The sequence below is a fragment of the Stenotrophomonas sp. 28608_Sma genome (assembly GCF_056486185.1).
Genome location: NZ_CM151308.1, coordinates 1994699 through 2010095, shown reverse-complemented (window position 1 = coordinate 2010095; position 15397 = coordinate 1994699). Strand labels below are relative to the sequence as shown.

13 protein-coding genes are annotated in these 15397 nt (G+C 67.3%); 6 read left to right on the top strand and 7 right to left on the bottom strand.

All coding sequences use genetic code 11. From position 1 onward, the window contains the following. Positions 1 to 40: 40 nt before the first annotated feature. The gene (locus tag ACZLHH_RS09445; RefSeq protein WP_107432025.1) at positions 41 to 1921 is read right to left on the bottom strand and encodes an ATP-binding cassette domain-containing protein; all 1881 of its coding nucleotides are present in this window, start codon (positions 1919 to 1921) and stop codon (positions 41 to 43) included. A 307-nt stretch (positions 1922 to 2228) separates the two neighbouring features. Next, positions 2229 to 3104, bottom strand: a complete 876-nt coding sequence (locus ACZLHH_RS09440) for a LysR family transcriptional regulator (protein WP_180845199.1) — start codon at positions 3102 to 3104, stop codon at positions 2229 to 2231. A 102-nt stretch (positions 3105 to 3206) separates the two neighbouring features. On the opposite strand from ACZLHH_RS09440, the gene ACZLHH_RS09435 reads away from it, so the two are divergent. Together ACZLHH_RS09435 and dbpA are read left to right on the top strand one after the other, a co-directional pair. Next, positions 3207 to 4286, top strand: a complete 1080-nt coding sequence (locus tag ACZLHH_RS09435; RefSeq protein ID WP_180845200.1) for a YeiH family protein — start codon at positions 3207 to 3209, stop codon at positions 4284 to 4286. Positions 4287 to 4370: 84 nt separating this feature from the next. Then, a complete protein-coding gene (gene dbpA, locus ACZLHH_RS09430; protein ID WP_107432029.1) occupies positions 4371 to 5747 on the top strand; it encodes an ATP-dependent RNA helicase DbpA in 1377 nt (458 codons plus the stop codon). Between the two features lie 142 nt (positions 5748 to 5889). Here the strand turns inward: dbpA and ACZLHH_RS09425 are convergent, their stop codons facing one another. From ACZLHH_RS09425 to ACZLHH_RS09410, 4 genes are all read right to left on the bottom strand, one after another. Then, positions 5890 to 6426, bottom strand: a complete 537-nt coding sequence (locus ACZLHH_RS09425; protein WP_032969786.1) for an adenine phosphoribosyltransferase — start codon at positions 6424 to 6426, stop codon at positions 5890 to 5892. 586 nt (positions 6427 to 7012) lie between these two features. After that, a complete protein-coding gene (locus ACZLHH_RS09420) occupies positions 7013 to 8578 on the bottom strand; it encodes a protein adenylyltransferase SelO (protein WP_180845372.1) in 1566 nt (521 codons plus the stop codon). A 32-nt stretch (positions 8579 to 8610) separates the two neighbouring features. Further along, on the bottom strand, positions 8611 to 9300 hold the full coding sequence (locus ACZLHH_RS09415) for a glutathione S-transferase (protein WP_180845371.1): 690 nt from the start codon (positions 9298 to 9300) through the stop codon (positions 8611 to 8613). Positions 9301 to 9489: 189 nt separating this feature from the next. Further along, positions 9490 to 9699, bottom strand: coding sequence for a cold-shock protein (locus tag ACZLHH_RS09410; RefSeq protein ID WP_004153307.1), 210 nt, complete (start codon positions 9697 to 9699; stop codon positions 9490 to 9492). A 301-nt stretch (positions 9700 to 10000) separates the two neighbouring features. On the opposite strand from ACZLHH_RS09410, the gene ACZLHH_RS09405 reads away from it, so the two are divergent. Next, positions 10001 to 10489, top strand: a complete 489-nt coding sequence (locus ACZLHH_RS09405) for a YaiI/YqxD family protein (protein ID WP_010484520.1) — start codon at positions 10001 to 10003, stop codon at positions 10487 to 10489. Positions 10490 to 10495: 6 nt separating this feature from the next. Here ACZLHH_RS09405 and ACZLHH_RS09400 read toward each other — a convergent pair whose 3' ends face one another. Beyond that, positions 10496 to 11374 (bottom strand): pseudouridine synthase, encoded by an 879-nt coding sequence (locus ACZLHH_RS09400; protein ID WP_180845370.1) that lies wholly within the window; start codon positions 11372 to 11374, stop codon positions 10496 to 10498. Between the two features lie 124 nt (positions 11375 to 11498). Between ACZLHH_RS09400 and ACZLHH_RS09395 the strand changes: the two genes are divergently transcribed. The 3 genes from ACZLHH_RS09395 to ACZLHH_RS09385 all read left to right on the top strand — a co-directional run bounded on the left by ACZLHH_RS09395 (position 11499) and on the right by ACZLHH_RS09385 (position 15389). Continuing rightward, complete coding sequence (locus tag ACZLHH_RS09395) at positions 11499 to 12047, top strand: YaeQ family protein (RefSeq protein ID WP_049400101.1); 549 nt, start codon at positions 11499 to 11501, stop codon at positions 12045 to 12047. Then, positions 12044 to 13228, top strand: coding sequence for a BaiN/RdsA family NAD(P)/FAD-dependent oxidoreductase (locus tag ACZLHH_RS09390; protein ID WP_180845369.1), 1185 nt, complete (start codon positions 12044 to 12046; stop codon positions 13226 to 13228). Before ACZLHH_RS09395 ends, ACZLHH_RS09390 begins: the two co-directional genes overlap by 4 nt. Positions 13229 to 13319: 91 nt before the next feature. Continuing rightward, positions 13320 to 15389, top strand: coding sequence for a GGDEF/EAL domain-containing response regulator (locus ACZLHH_RS09385; RefSeq protein WP_121503054.1), 2070 nt, complete (start codon positions 13320 to 13322; stop codon positions 15387 to 15389). Positions 15390 to 15397 lie beyond the last annotated feature (8 nt).

Genomic DNA, 15397 nt, shown 5'->3' with positions numbered 1-15397 from the left:
GCCACAGCCGACCGCCGGGCGAGACGGCCGTGGCAGGCGCTCAGCCTTCCAGCTCTTCCCAGCGCGCGTACGCGGCATCCAGCTCGGCCTGCACCTTGGCCAGCTGCTGGGTGTGCGCGGTTACTTCGGCACTGCTGCGGGTGTAGAACGACGGGTCGTTCATCGCCGAGGTCAGCCCTTCGACGTCGCCTTCCAGCTTCTCGATGGTCTTCGGCAGCTGCTCCAGTTCGCGCGCTTCCTTGTAGGCCAGCTTGCGCTTGGGCGCAACCGGAGCAGCGGCCGTGGCGGCCGGTGCAGCGACCGCCGGCTTGGCTGCCGGGGCCGCAGCAGGCGTCGCCACGCTGGCCGCATAGCGCTGCCAGTCGCTGTAGCCGCCGACGTACTCACCGATCACGCCGTCGCCTTCCATCACCAGCGTGGAGGTCACCACGTTGTCGATGAAGTCACGGTCGTGGCTGACCAGCAGCAGGGTGCCGGTGTACTCGCCCAGCAGCTCTTCCAGCAGCTCCAGGGTTTCCACGTCCAGGTCGTTGGTCGGTTCGTCCATCACCAGCAGGTTGGACGGCTGTGCGAACAGCTTGGCCAGCAACAGGCGGTTGCGCTCGCCGCCGGACAGGCGGGTGATCGGCGCACGCGCACGTTCCGGGGTAAACATGAAGTCCTGCAGATAGGCATGCACATGCTTGCGCTTACCGTTGAACTCGAGGAAATCGCGGCCTTCGGCCACGTTCTCGATCGCGCTCCAGTCTTCGCGCAGCACCGCGCGGTACTGGTCGAAATACGCGATCTGAAGGTTGGTGCCGGCGTTGACTTCGCCCTTGGCCGGTTGCAGTTCGCCCAGCAGCAGCTTCAGCAGCGTGGTCTTGCCGCTGCCGTTGGGACCGATCAGACCGATGCGGTCGCCGCGCATGATGGTGGTGGTGAAATCGCGGACCATGGTGCGCTCGCCGAAGGCGAACGAAATGTCCTTGACGTCGATGACCTTCTTGCCGGAACTGACGCCCTGGGCAGCTTCCATCTTGACGTTGCCGCTGAGGTCGCGGCGCTGCGAACGCTCCACGCGCATCGCCTTCAGGCGGCGCACGCGGCCTTCATCGCGGGTGCGACGGGCCTTGATGCCCTGCCGGATCCAGACTTCTTCCTGCGCCAGCAGCTTGTCGAAGCGGGCGTTCTCCTGCGCCTGCGCGTTGAGGCGTTCCTCGCGGCGGCGCTCGTAGTTGGCCCAGTCGCCCGGCCAGCTGGTGACCTGGCCGCGGTCGATCTCGACGATGCGGGTGGCCAGCGCACGCAGGAAGCGGCGGTCGTGGGTGACGAACACCACGCTGCCGCTCCAGCCCTTCAGGAACGCTTCGAGCCAGTCGATGGCCTCGATGTCCAGGTGGTTGGTCGGTTCGTCCAGCAGCAGCACGTCGGGGCTGGACACCAGCGCGCGGGCCAGCAGCACGCGGCGCTTCATGCCACCGGACAAGCGGCCGAACTCGGCCTCGCCGTCCAGGTCGAGCTTGGTCAGGGTTTCGCTGACGCGCTGGTCCAGGCCCCAGCCGTTGGCGGCGTCGATCTTGGCCTGCACGTTGCCGAGGGCTTCGCCATCGAACACTTCGGCATGGCTGAGGTGGTGGAATTCGGCCAGCCACTGGCCCAGTTCGCCGAGGCCGTCGGCCACAACATCGAACACCGAACCGGCGGCGCCGTGCGGCACTTCCTGCTCCAGGCGGGTGACACGCACGCCTTGCTGCACGCGGACTTCGCCGTCATCGGGCTTGTGGTCGCCGGACAGCAGCTTGAGCAGGGTGGATTTGCCGGCGCCGTTGCGGCCGATCAGGGCGATGCGTTCGCCCGGCTCGATCGACAGTTCGGCCTTTTCCAGCAACAACGGGCCGCCGACGCTGAAGTCGACGTTCTGTAGGGTAATCAGAGGCATCCGCCTATTGTACGGGTTGGGGGCGTCGGCCGGGCTGCACCCGGCACCCGCGGTAGTGCCGACCGCTGGCCGGCAACCTCAACGGCAACTTCAAAAGCGGATTTCCTGCGGGATGGCGGAGTGGATCCCGCGATCTGTCGGAACGGCATTCTGCTCTGGTGGGTGTCGACCTTGGTCGACACGGTAGATCCACGCCATGCGTGGATGAGCGCTGCAAGACCTGTCGATCTGTCGGGGTCGGATCCCGTTGCTGCGCAACGGGCTCTGACCCCTTCGTGGAATTCGCGCAGTGTAAGACCGATCCCTGCTACTGCACCTCCCCCAGCAACGCCTGCAGCCCCGGCAGCCACTGCTTGCCGGGATGCCGTACCAGCCACAGGGTGCGCTGCAGGGCGGGCAACGGGGTCTCAAGCACGCGCAGGCGGCCGAGGGCCAGTGGTTCTTCCAGCGCATGACGAGAAAGACAGGCCAGACCCAGTCCGGCGATGGCGGCCTGCTTGATCGCTTCGGTATTGCCCAGCTGCAGGGTCTGCGCGAAACCGCGCAGGTGCGGCAGCAAGGCCTGCTCCACCGCTTCGCGGGTACCCGAGCCCGGTTCGCGCAGCAGCCAGCGTGCGCGGCGCAGTTCGTCCAGCGACCAGCGCGCGGGGGCATCGGTGGCGGCGACGATCACCAGCGGGTCCTGCTGCCAGGCGGTGACCTGCAGGCCGCGCTCGTGGCACGGGCCTTCGATCAGGCCGGCGTCCACGTCCAGCCGCCGCACGGCGGCGACCACGCCGGCACTGTTGTCGATGCGCAGGTCGACTTCGGCCTGCGGCGCCTGCCGCAGCAGTTCGGCAATGCGCGGCGGTAGCAGGTAATTGCCGATGGTGGTGCTGGCGGCCAGCACCAGCCGCAGTGGCGCGCCCTGCGACGGGTCACCGCCGGCGGCGAGCTGGCGCTCGAGGTCGGCGGCGTTGACCAGCAGCGTGCGCGCGGGTTCCAACAGGGCGCGGCCGTGGCCGTTCAGCGCCAGGCGGCGGCCGATGCGGTCGAACAGGGGCGTGCCGAAGTGCGCTTCCAGCTCCTGCAGGGCGGCGCTGCTGGCCGACTGCGAAAGCGCAATGGCCTGGCCGGCAGCAGTGGTGCTGCCATGGTCGGCGATGGCGACGAAGACCTGCAGCTGGCGCAAGGTCAGGCGCATGCTATTTACCCATTTGATAGGTAGGTTTAACTAATATTATTCGTTTTACAGGTCAGAGACTCAGGCGCACGCTTGCCACGTCACCCCAGCCCTGCCCCTGTCATGAACGCCCCCGCTCTCTCCTCCTGGTCCCTGCCCGCCCTGCGCCAACGCTGGCAGCCGCGCCTGCCTGGCCTTCTGCTGGTGGGCCTGATCGCGGCGGCGTCGCTGTATCTGGCCGAGCTGCCCTGGCTGCAGGCGCACGGCCTGAGTGCGCTGACCGTGGCCATCGTCGCCGGCATCGTGGTCGGCAACACCCTCTACCCGCGGCTGGCGCCGAGCAGCGCAGCCGGTGTGGGCTTCTCCAAGCACTGGCTGCTGCGCGCCGGCATCGTGCTCTACGGCCTGCGCCTGACCTTCCAGGACATCGGCCATGTCGGCGTCACCGGCGTGCTGATGGACGTGCTGGTGGTCGCCAGCACCTTCGGACTGGCCTGCTGGCTGGGCAGGCGCGTGTTCAAGATGGAACGCGAGGCGGCGATGCTGATCGGTGCCGGCAGCGCGATCTGCGGCGCGGCGGCGGTGATGGCCGCCGAACCAGTGGTGCGCGGACGTGCTGCGCAGGTCACGGTAGCGGTGTCGACAGTGGTGGTGTTCGGCACGCTGGCGATGTTCCTGTATCCCGCCCTGTATGCGCTGGTGCAGTCGCACGGCTGGCTGGCGATGGACGCGCAGCAGTACGGCCTGTTCACCGGTGCGACGGTGCATGAAGTGGCACAGGTGGTGGCGGCCGGCCGCGCGGTCAACGAAGCGGCGGCCGATACCGCAGTGATCACCAAGATGGTGCGGGTGATGCTGCTGGCACCGTTCCTGGTGGCGCTGTCGCTGTGGCTGGCGCGTGGCGGCAAGGCCAGCGCCGATGGCAGCAAGGCGCGCATCGTGGTGCCGTGGTTCGCTTTTGGTTTCGTGGCGGTGGCCGGGTTCAACTCGCTGCATCTGCTGCCGGCCGGCCTTCAGGCGGGGCTGGTGCAGCTGGATACCGTGCTGCTGGCGATGGCGATGGCCGCGCTGGGCCTGACCACCCACGTTTCGGCGCTGCGCCAGGCCGGACTGAAGCCGCTGCTGCTGGCGCTGATCCTGTTCGCCTGGCTGCTGTTCGGTGGCCTGGCGATCCACCAGGGCGTGCTGGCGGTGCTTGGCTGAGCAGGAGCGTGCCGACCAAGGTCGGCACCCACATGGATGAAGGCCCCAGGACGGGGCCGGCCGCGCGGACGGGTACAATGCGCCATGACTGACTTCTCGACCCTGCCGCTGAGCCCGGCCCTGCAGCCCGGCCTGGACGCCCTCGGCTACACCACCCTCACCCCCGTGCAGGCGCAGAGCCTGCCGGCCATCCTGGATGGCCGCGATGTGATCGCACAGGCGCCGACCGGCAGCGGCAAGACCGCCGCCTTCGGCCTGGGCCTGCTGCAGGCCATCGACCCCAGCCTGATCCGTGTGCAGGCGCTGGTGCTGTGCCCGACCCGCGAACTGGCCGACCAGGTCGGCAAGCAGATCCGCAAGCTGGCCACCGGCATTCCCAACCTGAAGCTGCTGCTGCTGGTTGGCGGCGTGCCGCTGGGCCCGCAGCTGGCGTCGCTGGAAGGCCATGACCCGCACGTGGTGGTCGGTACGCCCGGCCGTGTGCAGGAGCTTGCACGCAAGCGCGCGCTGAACCTGGGCGCGGTGCGCACGCTGGTGCTGGACGAAGCCGACCGCATGCTCGACATGGGCTTCGAGGAGCCGATCCGCGAGATCGCCGGCCGCACCCACAAGGATCGCCAGAGCCTGCTGTTCTCCGCCACCTTCCCGGACAGCATCCGCGCAATGGCGCGTGACCTGCTGCGCGAGGCAGTGGAAGTGACCGTGGAAGGCGCCGACCAGGCACCGGCCATCCGCCACATGTTCTGCGAGGTGGAACCGGCACACCGGCAGAAGGCGCTGGCCGGCCTGCTGCTGAAGTACACGCCGGAATCAGCGGTGGTGTTCTGCAACACCCGCAAGGACGTGGACGAAGTGGCCAACTCGCTGCAGCAGTTCGGCTTCTCCGCGCTGGCCCTGCATGGCGACATGGAACAGCGCGACCGCGAGGAAGTGCTGTTGCTGCTGGCCAACCGCAGCTGCAACGTACTGGTGGCCAGCGATGTGGCCGCACGCGGCCTGGACGTGGAAGAGCTGGCGGCGGTGATCAACTACGAGCTGCCGACCGACGTGGAGAGCTATCAGCACCGCGTGGGCCGTACTGGCCGTGCCGGTGCCAGCGGCCTGGCGATCAGCCTGGTGGCCGGCCGCGAGAAGACCCGTGCCGAAGCCATCGAAGCGCAGATGGGTCAGGCGCTGGACTGGCAGAAGACGCCGTTGGCGACTTCGCGCCCGGCCGAGCTGCCGCAGGCCGCGATGCGCACGCTGCGGATCGACGGCGGCAAGACCGACAAGCTGCGCCCGGGCGATATCCTCGGTGCACTGACCGGCGACGCCGGCCTGTCGAGCAAGTTCATCGGCAAGATCGCGATCTTCCCGACCCGCTCCTACGTGGCGATCGCCCGTGAGCAGGCCAACAAGGCCGTGGCCAAGCTGGAAGCCGGCAAGATCAAGGGCCGTCGTTTCCGCGTGCGGATGATGTAACCGGGTGACCTGTAGAGTCGAGCCATGCTCGACTCTGTGGGAACAGCGAACGGCAACAGCGCTGCCAACCAAGGTTGGCAACTACCGGCTCCCGGCCATTCGCTCTGGTAGATGCCAACCTTGGTTGGCACCTACCCTCTAATCAGAACACCAGTTCGGTGTGCAGCGGCAGATCCGCTTCCCAGCGTGCGCGGCCGCCAAGGCCGTCGAGTTCGACCAATACGCCGGCACCGACCACGTCAACGCCCAGGCGGCGCACCAGCGACAGCGCAGCGACCAGCGTGCCGCCGGTGGCCAGCACGTCATCGATGATCGCCACGCGCGCCCCGGCCGGCAGCGCGTCGGCGTGCACTTCGATGCAGTCACTGCGGTATTCCAGCGTGTATTCCTCGCGCAGCACCTGGCCCGGCAGCTTGCCCGGCTTGCGCACCGGCACGAAGCCGACGCCCAGTTCCAGCGCCATCGCGGCACCGAGGATGAAGCCACGCGATTCGATGCCTACCACCGCGTCCAGCTTCTGGTCACGCCAGCGGTCGGCCATCGCGGTGATGGCACCGCGGAAGTCCTCGCCGTGGGCGAGCAGCGGCATGATGTCCTTGAAGAGGATGCCGGGCTTGGGGAAGTCGGCGATGTCGCGCAGGCGGGAGGCCCACTGCGGAGCGACGATGGCGTCGGTCATGTCACATTGGCTATCTGATGGCGGCATAGGGTACCTGTTCCGGGCGTCGCCTGCCTGTTGAGGGGTATCGGCCGGGCTGCGCCCGGCGCCTGCAGAGGCCAGATCAAACGCCAGAGCAAAAGCGGATTCCGTGGTTTGGCGGGGCGGTGTCGGAGTGCGGGGGCCGCCGCAAGTACGTCCCTGTAAGCTTGGCAGCCGCATCCATGCGGCTGACACCCCCGCACTCCGACGCCGCCCCACCTTCGACAGTTTCCTTCGATCTGTCGTAGATCCACGCCATGCGTGGATGGATCTCTATCGAAATCGAATATTTCGAGAATTGAACGAAGAGCATCCACGCATGGCGTGGATCTACCGTGTCGACCAAGGTCGACACCTACCAACAGCCGCCGGAATCTGTCAGAGGTGGGGCGGTGTCGGAGTGCGGGGTGTCAGCCGCATGGATGCGGCTGCCAAACCTACAGGGACGTACTTGCGGCGTCCCCGCACTCCGACACCCCCCCGCCAAACCACGGAAGCCAGCTCTTGCCTTGGCTTTTGATCTGGCCTCTGCAGGTGCAGGGCGCAGCCCTGCCGAAACCCACCCTCAGGAGCTGCAGGACAGCATCGAGCAGCCGGCGCGATTGTCGGCCCAGGCCGGGCGCTTGCCGGCGAAATGCTCCAGCCCGGCACGCTCGGTGTACGGATCACGCAGTACGTCCTGCAACGCATGAACACCGCCGAGGTCGCCCTGTTCGGCGCGGTCGATGGCTTCCTGCGCCAACCAGTTGCGCAGCACGTACAGCGGATTGGCCGCGGCCATCTTCGCCGTGCGCTCAGTGGCCGACAGCGGATCGGCCTGCAACCGTGCCGCGTAGTCCTGCAGCCACTGCTGCAACGGCGCCTGCACCGCCTGCTGGCGCGCCTCGTCGTAGTACACCGCGTCCAGCAGCGCCGCATCCGGTGCCGCCGGATCGAGGCGCATCAGCGCGCGCCAGGCCAGGGTCATGTCCATGGCACCGTCCTGCATCAGCTGCTGCCAGCGCTGGTAGAGCCCCAGGTCGTCATCGTCGGCGGCGGCCAGGCCCAGCTTGGCTGCGGCATCGCGTCGGGTGCAGGCCACGAAGGTGGACTGGTAGGCCGCCAGACCGGCCTGCAGCGGCGCCACATCGGCAAACAACGGCGACAGCGCCTGCGCCAACCGGCTCAGGTTCCAGTACGCCACCTGCGGCTGGGTACCGAAACGATAACGGCGGCCCTGCGCGTCGGTGGTGTTCGGCGTCCAGTCCGGGTCGAAGTCCTCGACCCAGCCGTAAGGACCGTAATCGAGCGTGAGGCCGAGCACGGACAGGTTGTCGGTGTTCATCACGCCATGCACGAAACCGACGCGCATCCAGTGCGCGATCATCTCGGCAGTGCGCACCGCGATCTGCGCGAACCAGTCGCCGTACAGCGCCTCACCCTGCCCTTCGAGCTCCGGAAAGTCGCGGGCGATGCACGCGTCGACCAGCTGCCGCAACAATGCAGTTTCGCCGCGTGACGCTGGCAGTTCGAATGAACCAAAGCGCAGGAACGAGGGCGATACCCGGCACACGATGGCGCCGGGCTCGGCACGCGGATGGCCGTCGTAGAACATGTCGCGTACCACGTCTTCGCCGGTGCCGACCAGCGACAGCGCGCGCGTGGTCGGTACGCCCAGGTGATGCATCGCTTCGCTGCACAGGAATTCACGGATGGATGAGCGCAGCACTGCGCGGCCATCAGCACCCCGCGAATACGGCGTGGGACCGGCACCCTTCAGCTGCAGTTCCCAATGACGGCCATCCGGTGCGACCAGTTCGCCCAGCGAGATCGCGCGGCCGTCGCCGAGCTGGCCCGCCCAGTGGCCGAACTGATGGCCACCGTAATTGGCCGCCCATGGCTGCATGCCGGCGTACAGTGCATTGCCGCCGAACACCTGCGCGAAGCCTTCGCTCTCGACCTCAGCGGCATCGAAGCCAAGCATTTCGGCCACGTCCGGCGCCCAGGCCAGCAGCGTGGGCGCCGTAACCGGGGTCGGCATCACCGGCGACCAGGCCGCGCCCAGCACTTCGCGCCGGCGCGGGCCGGATTCGGGGTCGCCCGGCAGTGTGTGCAGCAGGCGGTTGTCGAAACGGGGGCTGTCGGTATCCATGGTGCTGAAGATGGGGGCGACGGCCGCCCTCCTCAATTGCCGCTGAGCGCCTGCAGGCGGCCGCCGTGGGCCTCGGCACGCCGGTAGGCCGGGCGCTCACCGATACGCTTGAGGAAGCCACGCAGTGCCGGCTTGTCGTCGAGGCCACCACCGCGTGCTGCAGCGGCCTGGATCGGGAAGCTCATCTGGATGTCGGCCGCACTGAAGCGCTCGCCGGCAAACCACGGGCTTTCGGACAGGCGGCGCTCCATCCAGTCCAGGTGCAGGCGCCGCTGTGGGCCGATGAAGCCATGCTCGGCCTTTTCGGCGATGCTGCGCGCGATCGGGCGGGCGAAGAAGGGCATCGGCGCATTACGGATGCGGCCCATCACCAGGGTCAGCAGCAGCGGCGGCATCGCCGAGCCTTCGGCGTAGTGCAGCCAGTAGCGGTAGGCGATGCGTTCAGCCCCGTCGGCCGGCATCGGTGACGGCGACAGCTGGCGCTGGGTGTCGTAGCGGTCGGCAAGGTAGTCGAGGATCGCGCCGGACTCGGCCAGTACCAGTTCGCCATCCTGCAGTACCGGCGACTTGCCCAGTGGATGCACGTTGCGCAGTTCCGGCGGCGCCAGCAGCGTCTTCGTATCGCGCGGATAACGGCGCAGTTCGTAGTCCAGCCCCAGCTCCTCCAGCATCCACAGCACGCGCAGGGAACGGGAGTTTTCCAGGTGATGGACGATGCGCATGGACGGTTCCGCGATGGGAGGATGCATCTGATCTTAGCCCGCCCAGCTGCATGTCTTTTGTAGAGTCGAGCTTGCTCGACTGCTTTCCAGAGACAGTCGAGCAAGCTCGACTCTACAAAACAGCGGGCAATAAAAAACGCCGGAAGCTTTCGCTTCCGGCGTTCTGGCTACCAAACGGTAGCAGACGGATTAGACCGCCTGCACCTGGTCAGCCTGCATACCCTTCTGACCCTGGACGGCGATGAAGGTAACCTTCTGGCCTTCCTGCAGGGTCTTGAAGCCGGTGCCCTGGATGGCACGGAAGTGCACAAACAGGTCCGGGCCGCTTTCCGGGGTGATGAAGCCGAAGCCCTTGGCGTCGTTGAACCACTTGACGGTGCCGGTCTGACGATCAGACATTTGACTAACTCCTGAAACACATGTTGAAAAAATCGCAGCCACCGGGTATCGGGGCCGAGACTGAGTTGCAGGCGTTGGTAAAGCGGATCGATGAGCGGATCGTGAGATCAACTGCACCAGGCCACGATTCACGGTGACCCTAGCAAACACAGTGGGACGAACGATACGCGTGTTTTCTGCAAAAAGCGATAGCCCGGACGTTCATGGGCAGACCCCGCCCGCTAGACGTGACAAGGGCTGGCAGCCGATCGAGGCTAACTCCGAGTCCCCATTCAGGATTTTCCTACCCTACACTGGGTAAATGACTGAAGCTGAAACCCAAGCTGAACCCGCTCTCCCACGCATCTGGGTAGACGCGGACGCCTGCCCCACCGTCATTCGCGACATCCTGTTCCGGGCCGCTGAACGCGTTGGGATCGAGCTGACCCTGGTCGCCAACCAGTGGATCCGGACCCCGCCCTCACGCTGGCTGCGCTCGATCCAGGTCCCCCAGGGCCTGGACGTGGCCGACAGCGCCATCGTCGAACGGGTCGCCGCCGGTGACCTGGTGGTCACCCAGGACATCCCGCTGGCCGCGCTGGTGCTGGAGAAGAAGGCGGTGGCGCTGAATCCACGCGGCCAGCTGTACACGCCGAACAACATGGCCGAGCGGCTGTCGATGCGCAATTTCATGGAAGAGCTGCGCGGCGCCGGGGTGCAGACCGGGGGCCCACCGCCGCTGGGCCCGCGCGACCGGCAGCTGTTCGCCGCCGAACTGGACCGCTGGCTGGCGCGGCGCCCGGTTCGCTGAACGGCCCTACCCGCCCAGGCCGGGCAGGCACAGGCGGCGCTGGCTGCTGAACCGCCTGGGCTCGCCGCTCAATGGATCGTCGAAGGCCAGCCCCTGCGCCAGCAGCTGCAGGGGCGCCTCGACCGTTTCATCCGGGCGCGGCATCAGCTGTGGATACAGGTCATCGCCCTCGATGGGGGCGCCCAGCATCGCCATATGCACGCGCAGCTGGTGCTTGCGGCCGGTTTCCGGCCGCAACCGGTAGCGCCAGACCGGCCCCTCGGCCTCGATCAGCTCGATCCGGCTGCGGGCATTGGGCTCGCCCGGCACTTCGGCCATGCGGAAGAACGGCTCCCCCGGCACCAGACGACTGTCCCGCTGCAGCGGAAACTCCAGCCCCGGCAGCGCCGGTGCCAGCGCCTCGTAGGTCTTCCCGATGCGCCGCTCGCGGAACAGCCGCTGGTAGGCATCACGCGTGCCTGCCTGGGTGGAAAACAGCACCAGGCCGGCGGTCAGCCGGTCCAAGCGGTGCAGCGGCACCAGCTCGGTGTTGCCGGTGCGGGCGACCAGGCGCGACAGCAGGGTTTCCCGTACATACCCACCGGCCGGCGTCACCGGCAGGAAGTGCGGCTTGTCGGCCACCAGCAGGTGCGCATCCAGATGCAGGATGGTCTCGGCGAAGGGAATCACCGGCTCGTCGGCCACCTCGCGGAAGTACTGGATTTCCAGCCCCACCTGCCAAGGCATGTCCGGCGCCAGTGCCCTGCCCTGCGCATCCTGCACGCGGCCTCGGGCGAAGCGGTCCTGCCATTGCGCACGGTCGATGCGCGGGAAACGCGCGCACAGGCCATCGAGCAGGCTGGACCAGTGGCCGGGTGGCAGCTGCAGGCGGCTGGGCAAGGTCATGGCGTCCACTCCGGCCACGGGAAAGAGCGCAAGAGTGCCACCGTTGACGCTGCGCAGACAGTCCGGCAACGGACACCCCTGGAGCAAACCTCTATCATTGTCGTCTTTAGTCCACGGACCCCCCATGGCCCTCACCGCCACCATCCGCAAGGCCGAACTGCAGATCAGCGACATGGATCGCGGCTACTACGCGACCCACAACCTGACCCTGGCCCAGCACCCGTCCGAGACCGACGATCGCCTGATGGTGCGCCTGCTCGCCTTCGCGCTGAACGCCGGCGACCGCCTGGAATTCGGCCGCGGCCTGAGCACCGATGACGAGCCGGATCTGTGGGAACACGACTACACCGGCGACATCCTGCAGTGGATCGACCTGGGCCATCCGGACGAATCGCGCATCCGCAAGGCCAGCAATCGCAGCCGCCAGGTGCAGGTGATCAACTACGGCGGCAACGCCTCGGAGATCTGGTGGGGCAAGCAGAGCAAGGGCCTGGCACGCTTCGACAATCTCTCGGTGGTTGATCTGGACGGTGAATTCGTCGAGCGCTGGGGCCAGCAGATCCAGCGCGCCATGCGCTGGAGCGTGCTGATCCAGGACGGTGAAGTGCAGCTGCTCAACGACCAGATCCAGCTCGACGTGATCCCGAACTGGCGCAAGCGCGCCAAGGCATGAGCACGATCCGTTGCGACGTAGTGGTCATCGGCGCCGGTGCGGCCGGGCTGATGACCGCGATCACGGCTGGCCAGCGCGGCCGCCAGGTGCAGGTGATCGACCATGCCAACAAGGTTGGCAAGAAGATCCTGATGTCCGGCGGTGGCCGCTGCAACTTCACCAACACCGGCACCACCCCGGCCAACTTCCTGTCGGCCAACCCGCACTTCTGCAAGTCGGCACTGGCGCGCTACACGCCCTGGCACTTCATCGAGCTGGTCAGCAAGCACGGCATCGCGTATCACGAAAAAGAGCTGGGCCAGTTGTTCTGCGATGTCTCGTCCAAGCAGATCGTGAAGATGCTGGTGGACGAATGCCAGGCGGCAGGCGTGCAGGTGCGTACCGAGTGCAGCGTGCAGCGCATCGAGCATGGCAGCGATGGATTCCGCGTGCACACCACGCAGGGCCTGTTCCATTGCGCCTCGCTGGTGGTGGCCACCGGCGGCCTCTCCATTCCCAGCATGGGCGCCAGCGGCTTCGGCTATGAAGTGGCCCGACAGTTCGGCCACCAGGTGCTGCCGACCCGCGCCGGGCTGGTGCCGCTGACGCTCAGCGGCAAGCACCAGGAACGGCTGGCCGATCTCAGCGGCGTCGCTCTGCCCATCGAGGCGCGCTGCAACGGAAAGAGCTTCCAGAATTTCATGCTGCTGACCCATCGCGGCGTGAGTGGCCCGGCGATCCTGCAGATCTCCTCGTTCTGGCAACCCGGCGACGCGCTGGAGCTGGACCTGCTGCCCGGCCAGGATGCCGGCGAGTGGTTGCGCCAGATGAAGCGCGAGCGGCCTGCCGCCGAGCTGCGCACGGTGCTGGGCGAGGTACTGCCGAAGCGGCTGGCACAGCGGTTGTGCGAACACTGGCTGCCCGACCGGCCCGTGCGCCAGCTGGACGAGCCGGTGCTGCGCCAGGCCGCGCAGCTGCTGGGCGCGTTCCCGCTGGTGGCCAGTGGCACCGAGGGCTACCGCACCGCCGAGGTCACCCTGGGCGGCGTGGATACCGCCGAGGTCTCGTCCTCGACCATGGAATCCAAGCGCGTGCCCGGCCTGCATTTCGTCGGCGAGGTGCTGGATGTGACCGGCTGGCTGGGCGGCTACAACTTCCAGTGGGCCTGGGCCAGCGGCCACGCAGCCGGTGGCGTGGTGTGAACCACATCGCCGTTCAATGCGTGCAAGGGGTGCGCGCATGGACGGTTCGCCGCGCATCGTGTATCTAGATTTGCAGATTGGGGAGCAGTGCATGCAGAACGCGAACGACATCACCATCCGCCTGCTGATCGTCGATGACAGCGGCGAGAATGCCGAAGCCATCGTCAGCACCCTGCGCAACAGCGGCATCGCGGTACGCCCGTGGCGTCCGCAGGATGCAGCCGAGCTGGCCCAGGTGCTGGCCAGCCAGGCCATCGACCTGGTGCTGGCTTCGCCCTCCCAGGGCATCCCGCTGCCACTGGTGGCCCAGCATATTGCTGCCAGCGGCAAGGATATTCCGCTGGTGCTGCTGGCCGAGCGCATCGACGAAGACGAACTGGTGCAGGCCAGCAGCCACGGCATCCGCGCCCTCGCCCTGCGCCAACGTCCGGAGCATCTGCTCGCCGTGGTCCGCGACCAGTGGGTGGATCTGCAGGCGCGTCGCGGCCTGCGCCGCATCGAAGCACAGATGCGCGAAACCGAGCGCCGCTGCGATGCGTTGATCGCCTCCTCGCGCGACCCCATCGCCTACGTGCATGAAGGCATGCACATCCGCGCCAACGATGCCTATCTGGAGATGTTCGGTTACGAGCATTTCGACGACATCGAAGGCATCTCGCTGCTGGACATGGTCGCCGCCCAGCACGTGGAGGGCTTCAAGCAGCTGCTGAAGGGGCTGAGCCGTGGCGAGGCGCCGCCGCCGCAGTACCAGCTCGACGCGCGCCACGAGGATGGCAGCGCGTTCCCGGCGACGATGGAGTTTGCCGCTGCCACCTACGAAGGCGAATCCTGCCTGCAGGTGGTGCTCCGCCGCCGCATGGAATTCGACCCCGAGCTGGCACGTGAGGTCGAGGACCTGCGCCAGCGCGACCAGGTCACCGGCCTGCTCAATCGCCCGACCTTCATGCTGCAGCTGGAAAGCGCGGTGGCCCAGGCCGGGCGCAGCGAAGGCCAGTTCGGCCTGCTGCTGATCGAGCCGGACCACTACGCGCGCCTGCTGCCGGACATTGGCCTGGCCTCGGCCGACACCCTGATCGGCGCGCTCGCCGCGCTGCTGGCCGAAGTCGTTGGCGAAGACGCGCAGCTGGCCCGCTTCGGCGAACACAATTTCGCCGTGCTGCAGGCCGGGCCGTACGCGCAGACCGTGGCACTGGCCGAGCGCATCCGCGAAGCCTACGCCGCGCACGTCTTCAGCATCGGCGCACGCTCGGCCACGGTAACGGTCAGCATCGGTGGCGTGCAGGTGGGCGAGAAGATCGCCAGTATCGGCCAGGTGCTGGCACGCGCCAGCGAATGCACGCAGGCCGCCGCAGAACTGGGCAACACCTGCCGCATCTTCGACCCGGCCGCCGCCGACCGCGTGGAGGAAGAACGCGTGCTGCGCTGGGTCGCCCGTATCCGTGAAGCGCTGGCCGGTGACGGCTTCCAGCTGCACTACCAGCCGGTGCTGAACCTGCAGGGCGAGTCGCTGGAGCTGTATGAGGCCTACCTGCGCCTGGAGCACAACGGCGAACTGCTGAGCCCGACCGCGTTCCTCGGTATCGCGGAGGAGCACGGCCTGCTGGCCGACATCAACCGCTGGGTGGTGTCACGGGCCATCGCGGTGCTGGGCCAGCGTGCACGCGAAGGCCATGCCACGCAGATGCTGGTGAAAGTGACGCCGGAATCGTTCGACGACCCGCAGATGATCGCTACCCTGCGCCGCGAGCTGCAGGCTCAGGGTGTACCCGGCGAACGACTGTGGCTGCATGCGCCGGAAGCGAAGGTGTTCACTCACCTGCGCAGTGCACAGCAGTTCCTTGCCGAAGTAGCACCGCTGGGCTGCCGCATCGGCCTGGAGCAGTTCGGTTCGGGGCTGGATTCGTTCCAGCTGCTGGCCCACTTCCAGCCGCAGTTCCTCAAGCTGGACCGCGGCTTCACCAGTGACCTTGCGGCCACCCGCGAGAACATCGACCGTATCAGCCAGATCACCGCGCGCGCACAGGAAGCCGGCATCCGCACCATCGCCGAATTCGTCAGCGATGCCAATTCGATGACGTTGCTGTTCAGTGCCGGCGTGGACTACGTGCAGGGCGACTTCGTTGGCCCGGCGTTGCCGGAGATGGGTTTCGAGTTCGGATGACCGATGGT